At 64.7% G+C, this 6,516-nt stretch carries 5 protein-coding genes and 2 pseudogenes; 6 read left to right on the top strand and 1 reads right to left on the bottom strand.

The window, feature by feature from the left end:
• On the top strand, positions 1 to 1,109 hold a 1,109-nt coding region (locus Y707_RS24430), incomplete at its 5' end, for an MFS transporter (RefSeq protein ID WP_155852827.1).
• A 235-nt stretch (positions 1,110 to 1,344) separates the two neighbouring features.
• Entirely contained in the window at positions 1,345 to 1,767 is a 423-nt protein-coding gene (arfB, locus tag Y707_RS0108160; protein ID WP_026534712.1) for an alternative ribosome rescue aminoacyl-tRNA hydrolase ArfB, read from the top strand.
• A gap of 41 nt (positions 1,768 to 1,808) precedes the next feature.
• Here the strand turns inward: arfB and Y707_RS0108155 are convergent, their stop codons facing one another.
• Positions 1,809 to 2,114: a putative quinol monooxygenase gene (locus Y707_RS0108155; RefSeq protein ID WP_026534711.1), complete on the bottom strand. Its 306-nt coding sequence runs from the start codon at positions 2,112 to 2,114 to the stop codon at positions 1,809 to 1,811.
• A 117-nt stretch (positions 2,115 to 2,231) separates the two neighbouring features.
• Between Y707_RS0108155 and Y707_RS24425 the strand changes: the two genes are divergently transcribed.
• From Y707_RS24425 to Y707_RS33460, 4 genes and pseudogenes are all read left to right on the top strand, one after another.
• Positions 2,232 to 3,842 carry an AMP-binding protein gene (locus Y707_RS24425; RefSeq protein ID WP_051441774.1) on the top strand — a complete coding sequence of 537 codons (1,611 nt, stop codon included), beginning with the start codon at positions 2,232 to 2,234 and terminating at the stop codon, positions 3,840 to 3,842.
• Positions 3,839 to 4,564: a spermidine synthase family protein gene (locus tag Y707_RS0108145; protein ID WP_026534710.1), complete on the top strand. Its 726-nt coding sequence runs from the start codon at positions 3,839 to 3,841 to the stop codon at positions 4,562 to 4,564. Before Y707_RS24425 ends, Y707_RS0108145 begins: the two co-directional genes overlap by 4 nt.
• A gap of 105 nt (positions 4,565 to 4,669) precedes the next feature.
• Positions 4,670 to 6,247, top strand: a pseudogene (locus tag Y707_RS24420) (acyl-CoA dehydrogenase family protein); the annotation flags it as partial.
• Positions 6,248 to 6,296: 49 nt separating this feature from the next.
• A pseudogene (locus tag Y707_RS33460) lies at positions 6,297 to 6,516 on the top strand (acyl-CoA dehydrogenase family protein); the annotation flags it as partial.

The raw sequence follows: 6,516 nt of genomic DNA, 5'->3' as shown, positions 1-6,516 counted from the left end.
ATGTGCTCGGCCGGCGATCCGTACTAAGGGTCAGCCTGTTGTTGGCCGGACTCGGCTCACTCTGCTTCCTGATTGCAGATGGACCCGGGCTGCTGCTGGTTGGCCGGGCGGCGCAAGGCCTGGCCCTGGGCGCGGCAACGGGACCCGCGACCGCATTGATCATCGAGAGCAGGTCCGAGCAGAAACGACTCTGGGCATCGATCCTCGCGACTATGGCCTTTGTCGCCGGAACCGCGGCAGGCCCCCTTGCCGCCGGCTTGTTGGCCCAGTACGCGCCGGCCCCGCAGCTGCTGCCCTATCTGATTCACGTGGTCCTGCTGGCAGCCGGGTGGCGCCGAGTTTCCACACTGACTTCCGCACCCACCCAACGTTTACGGCAGTGGCGGCCAACCCGACCACAGGTTCCCCTTGGAATGCGCCAAAGGTTTGCCGTCGCGGCGGCCACCGGGTTTCTCGCCTGGACCGTCGCCGGAATCTTCCTGGCGACCATCCCCACGATCCTCACCCGGGCAACCGGAATAACCAATCTGGCGGCCACCGGTGGCATTGTCGCCGCGATGTTGACTTGTTCCATGCTCGTTCAGCCGCTCGTCCTGCGGTTCAGCTCCCGTCCCGCACAGCTCATGGGTCTCGCAGCGCTGTTGGCCAGTCTCGTCATCCTCATACTGACCGTTGGCAGTTCACCTGCGGCTACGCTGCTTGCGGCCGTGGCAGCCGGAATCGGACACGGACTTGCCTACGGCAGCGCCACTGCCACCGTGGATGCAGCCACCCCTGCACACAGCCGTGGAGGAGTTAACGCAGCACTTTATCTCGCGTTCTACCTCGGGGCTGGAGGCCCTGCGGTCGCCGTCGGCCTGCTGACTATTTGGCAGCCCCTCACCTTGGCGGTCTCCTGGCTCAGCGCCGCCACCGCCATGCTCGTGCCCCTCATCGGAGCAGCAATCCTGTTCACCTACCGGACTCCACCGCGACCAATAGCAGTGGACGCAACCGCCTGGCCGCAGGTTGGCATCGGTACGAATTCAGCAGTGTGGACGTCATCAGAAGTTATCCGGAAAGTAGATGGAGATGCATCATGGCAGGAAACGCATCGTTTGGACGCGTGAGCACCGAGGCTGGGGCAAAGGCTTTTATTGCGTTACGGAACATGGAACACGGCAGGGAAAGGGAAAACCGTCTCAGGTCGCTGCAGACCAGGCGGAAGATCCGGGAACGCGCGCGTTTGTGGTGGAAGCACAGCTGAGGTAGAAGTCGTCGACGGCATCGTCGTGAACCGTTCACGTTTGAGCCTGCGCGGGGATGGGCGCCTTGATTGCGCTCATATCGTGCAACGCTGGTTGCATGGATCTGGAGGTATCGCCCGCGCTCACAATTCCGGCGTCGGAACTCGGTTGGCGGTTCTCGCGTTCGTCCGGACCCGGCGGTCAGCACGTCAACACCTCGAACAGCCGCGTCGAGCTCTCGTGGAACGTCGCCGACTCCGCGGCGCTTTCGGATGGCCAACGGATGATGCTGGTTACGCGTCTCAGACGACATCTCGTCGCCGGGGTGATCACCGTGACCGCCTCCGAGCGGCGCTCACAGCTACGCAACCGCGAGATTGCCCTGGCGAAGCTCGCCGACCTCGTGGCAAAAGCTCTAGCTCCCGAAGCTCCCCGCCGCCGGGCGACCAAACCCACCCGGGGCTCGAACCGTCGGCGCCTCGCCGCAAAGGAGCAGCGGGCGGCCACGAAACGGCAACGAAAGCGGCCGTCCGCCGAGTAGCCCGCAAATCTTCAACTGCGGAACCTTTATCACCTCGAAGATCAGCTATCGCGGAGCGGAGAGCCCTTCACGAAGAATTGGTTGCCGCCCATCTCGCCAGACAACAGAGGCACCGCCTCTGCAATGGCGGCGCGCACTGAATCCAATTGCAGCGAATTCTGATGTGCCTCGGCGGAAGTCCACAACTCGGCGACAAATACGGTGTCCGGTTCGTCGTCATTCACGCCGACCTCATAAAGCAGGCATCCGGCTTCATTCATCTGTTGGTTGCGGCGAGTCAGGATCGCAACCACTTCATCACGCATTCCAGGCTTCACGCCGAGTGTTCCGATATTGGCGAAGGTCATGTTAAGACCATAGAGGAAGAGTCGCGCGAGCTTTCGCTCCGGGCGCGTGCGCGGTAGATTCCAACTAGCGGCCCTTCCTGTCCACGCGGCCGCATCCGAAGCAGGACGGAGCGGTTTATGTCAGCGTCTATTCAACCGGGCCAGCAGCCACAGGGGTCGCTGATTCCGGCCGATCTGCTCTGCGACCGGCATGATCCGTCGGCCAGCGCCTTCACCATTGTTAATGCCGATCTCGACGCCACTCCCCTGACCTACGCCTGGTTGCAGGACCGGTCCGAGCAGGCAGCGGCCGCGTTTGCCGCCCTCGGCGTGAAACCAGGTGACCGGATCGCAACGTTGATGGGCAAGAGCGCGGACCTCGTCGTCGTACTTTTGGGTTTGTGGCGGCTGGGGGCGGTTCATGTGCCGCTGTTTACCGCGTTTGCTCCGCCGGCGATCAAGATCCGGCTCGAACGCAGCGGTACGGCCCTCGTCGTCGTCGATGCCGGGCAGCGGAACAAGCTCGTGGACGATGGACTTGCGGAGGAACTGGGCCTGCGTCTGGTGGTTGCCGGCGGCGATACCGAACCGGCCGAAGGCGAACTCGCGCTCAATCCGTTGCTGGACTCGCATGGTCCCGGCTTCCCCGCCGTGTCGCGGACGCTGGCCGACCCACTGGTGGAAATCTTCACCTCCGGCACCACCGGCGCACCCAAGGGCGTGGTCGTTCCGGTCGGCGCCTTGGTCGCGTTTGAGGCCTACCTGCACTACGGGCTGGATGTGCACGGGGACGACGTGTTCTGGAATGCCGCGGATCCGGGCTGGGCGTACGGCCTGTATTACGGCATCCTCGGACCCCTCTACGCCGGCCGGACCAGCCTGCTGCTGACCACCGGATTCAACGCCGACCTCGCCTGGCAGGTGCTCGAGAAGTTCCAGATCACCAATTTCGCTGCTGCGCCCACCATTTTCCGCTCCATGCGGGCGGCACGGCCCGACGGCGTTCCAGGACTTGCGCTGCGGCGCGCCTCCAGTGCCGGCGAACCGCTCGACGCCGCCACGATCGACTGGGCGCGCGAGCACCTGGGCACGGTGATCCGGGACCACTACGGCCAGACCGAGATGGGCATGTGCATCATCAACGGCTGGCACGAGGAAGTGAGGGCCGACCTCAAACCCGGTTCGATGGGCAAGCCGATGCCCGGTTACGCCGCCGCCGTGCTGGAAATGGAATCGGACGATGTCGCCGCGCCCGGAACAACGGGACGCGTGGCAATCGATGTGCCGGCCAGCCCGCTGATGTGGTTCCCCGGCTACACCCGCGACGAAGCGAAAACGGCCGAGCGCTACAGTGCGGACGGCCGCTGGTACGTCACCGGGGACAGCGGACGCGTCGACGACGATGGCTCCTTCTTCTTCTCGGCGCGCGACGACGACGTGGTCATCATGGCCGGCTACCGGATCGGCCCGTTCGAGGTCGAGTCGGTGATGTCCACCCACCCGGCGGTGGGCGAAGTTGCCGTCATCGGCGTGCCGGACGAGCTGCGCGGCGAGCGTCTGGAGGCCTGCGTGGTGCTGAAGGACCCGGCCCTGGGGACGCCCGGGCTCGTGACCGAACTGCAGCAGCTGGTCAAAAAGCAGTACGCCGCCCACGCGTACCCACGCGATGTGCATTTCGTGGGCGAACTACCCAAAACCCCGAGCGGCAAGATCCAGCGCTTCATCCTCCGCCGGGAGTACGGCGGATGAGCGCCCGCTTCGAGGAGCTGGACTGGCGCCGGACCAGACTTGGCGAAATCAGCCTCCGACGCCGGTGGGACCCGACCTTCGACAAGGATGTATTCGAGGTCAAGCTCAACGATGACTTCCTGATGTCGAGCCTTTTCACAGTCGCGGAGATCGAACTTGCCTGGCTGGGTCTGGCGGAAGTGGCGGGTGAGGACCTCGACGTCGTCGTCGGCGGGCTTGGTCTGGGTTACACCGCGCAGACGGTTCTGGACTCCTCCCGCGTGCAGTCGTTGCTCGTGGTCGAGGCGCTGGGTGAAGTGATCGAGTGGCACCAGAGCGGACTGATCCCGCTCGGGAAATCGCTGACAGCCGACCCCCGCTGCCGCTACGTCCACGGTGACTTTTTCGCGATGGCGGGATCGCCGTCGGGCCTCGATCCGGACAACCCGGGCCGGCGCTTCCACGCCATTATTGTCGACATCGACCATTCACCGCGGCACCTGCTGCACCCCAGCCACGCGCCATTCTACGAGCCGGAAGGGATGCGCCGGCTGGCAGATCATCTGCACAGCGGCGGCGTCTTCGCGTTGTGGTCGAATGATCCGCCCGACGATGAGTACACGGCGGCGCTCGGCCAGGTGTTCGACGACGTCAAGGCCACCGTCGTCAGCTTCGACAATCCGCTGCAGGGCCGGGACGCGACCAACACCGTCTACACCGGCAGGACAGTAACGACATCGTAATGAATGAACCTGTCCTGCCCTCTCGGCATTTTAGTTACCCGGTAGTAACCTGATGATATAACCAAGGTCCGCTGGGCCACGGCGGACCGTGTCGAGGGGGACGCCATGAGCACCGGAACCGAGCAGCAACCTTCTGAACAGGTCAGCGACAATGCAACTGCGCCTGCCAACAATGGCAGTTCCGCTCATGTCAGCGAGCGCACGGCCAGGGAAACCGCCGAAGCGGCACGCGAGACGGAGTGGACGCGGCCGAGCTTCGCCAAAGGCCTCTACCTGGGCGATTTCAACCTCGGCTTGATCCACCCGCACCCCTCCCCCACGCCCAGCGAAAAGTCCGAGGGCGAAGCGTTCCTGGCTGATCTGGAAGCCTATGCCCGGACACTCGAGGGTGGCCGGATTGAGCGCGAGGCGAAGATCCCGGACGAGTACCTCCGCGGCTTTGCGGACCTCGGTGTCTTCGGCATGAAAATCCCGAAGGAGTACGGCGGCCTCGGCCTGTCGCTGACCTACTACGGCCGCGCACTCATGTTGCTCAGCTCGGTCCATCCAAGCATCGGCGCCCTCGTCTCGGCGCACCAGTCCATCGGCGTCCCCGAACCCGTGAAAGTCTTCGGCACGCCGGAACAGAAACAGGAATACCTGCCACGCTGCGCCGCCGGAGCGGTCACCGCCTTCCTGCTCACCGAGCCCGACGTCGGTTCCGACCCGGCGCGGATGAACGCCACCGCGACCCTCACCGAGGACGGCTCGGCGTACCTGATAAGCGGCAGCAAACTCTGGACCACCAACGGCGTGATCGCGGAGCTCGTCGTCGTGATGGCCAAAGTTCCCCCGCACGACGGCGGCAAGGGCGGCATCTCCGCGTTCGTCGTCGAAGCGGATGCACCCGGCATGACGGTGGAGAACCGCAACTTGTTCATGGGGCTGAGGGGGATCGAAAACGGCGTCACCCGGTTCAATGACGTGCGGGTGCCTGTCACCAACCGGCTCGGGAAGGAAGGGCAAGGCCTGAAGATCGCCCTGACCACACTGAACACCGGCCGGTTATCGATCCCGGCCATGTGCGCGTCCGCCGGAAAATGGTCGTTGAAGATCTCCCGCGAGTGGTCCAATGCCAGGGTCCAATGGGGACGCCCGGTGGGCAAACATGAGGCGGTCGGGAAGAAGATCGCGTTTATTGGAGCGACGGCGTTTGCCTTGGAAGCGGTCTTCGAACTGTCTGCCGGGCTGGCCGACAGCGGTATGAAAGACGTCCGGATCGAAGCCGCACTGGCCAAGCTTTGGTCCAGCGAAATGGCCTACCGGATCGCGGACGAGCTGGTGCAGATCCGCGGCGGCCGCGGATACGAAACAGCGGCATCGCTGGCGGCCCGCGGCGAGCGTGCTGTTCCGGCAGAGCAACAGTTGCGGGACATGCGCATCAACCGGATTTTCGAAGGCTCCACAGAGATCATGCATCTGCTCATTGCCCGCGAGGCGGTCGACGCGCACCTCGCCGCCGCCGGCGATCTGGCCTCGGTCGAGGCGGATCTGAACGCGAAGATCAAAGCGGCCGCCGGAGCCAGCGGTTTCTACGCACGCTGGCTGCCACGGCTGCTGACCGGACAGGGCATGAACCCGGCCTCCTACAACGAGTTCGGCCGGCTCGCACGCCACTTGAGGTTCGCGGAGCGCTCCTCCCGGGGCGGCCCGCGGCGAGCGTGCTGTTCCGGCAGAGCAACAGTTGCGGGACATGCGCATCAACCGGATTTTCGAAGGCTCCACAGAGATCATGCATCTGCTCATTGCCCGCGAGGCGGTCGACGCGCACCTCGCCGCCGCCGGCGATCTGGCCTCGGTCGAGGCGGATCTGAACGCGAAGATCAAAGCGGCCGCCGGAGCCAGCGGTTTCTACGCACGCTGGCTGCCACGGCTGCTGACCGGACAGGGCATGAACCCGGCCTCCTACAACG

This window comes from Arthrobacter sp. H14, from assembly GCF_000520495.1.
Classification (GTDB): Bacteria; Actinomycetota; Actinomycetes; order Actinomycetales; family Micrococcaceae; genus Arthrobacter_C.
The sequence above is the reverse complement of the archived record's forward strand: the minus strand, read 5'-3'. Positions and strand labels throughout refer to the sequence as shown.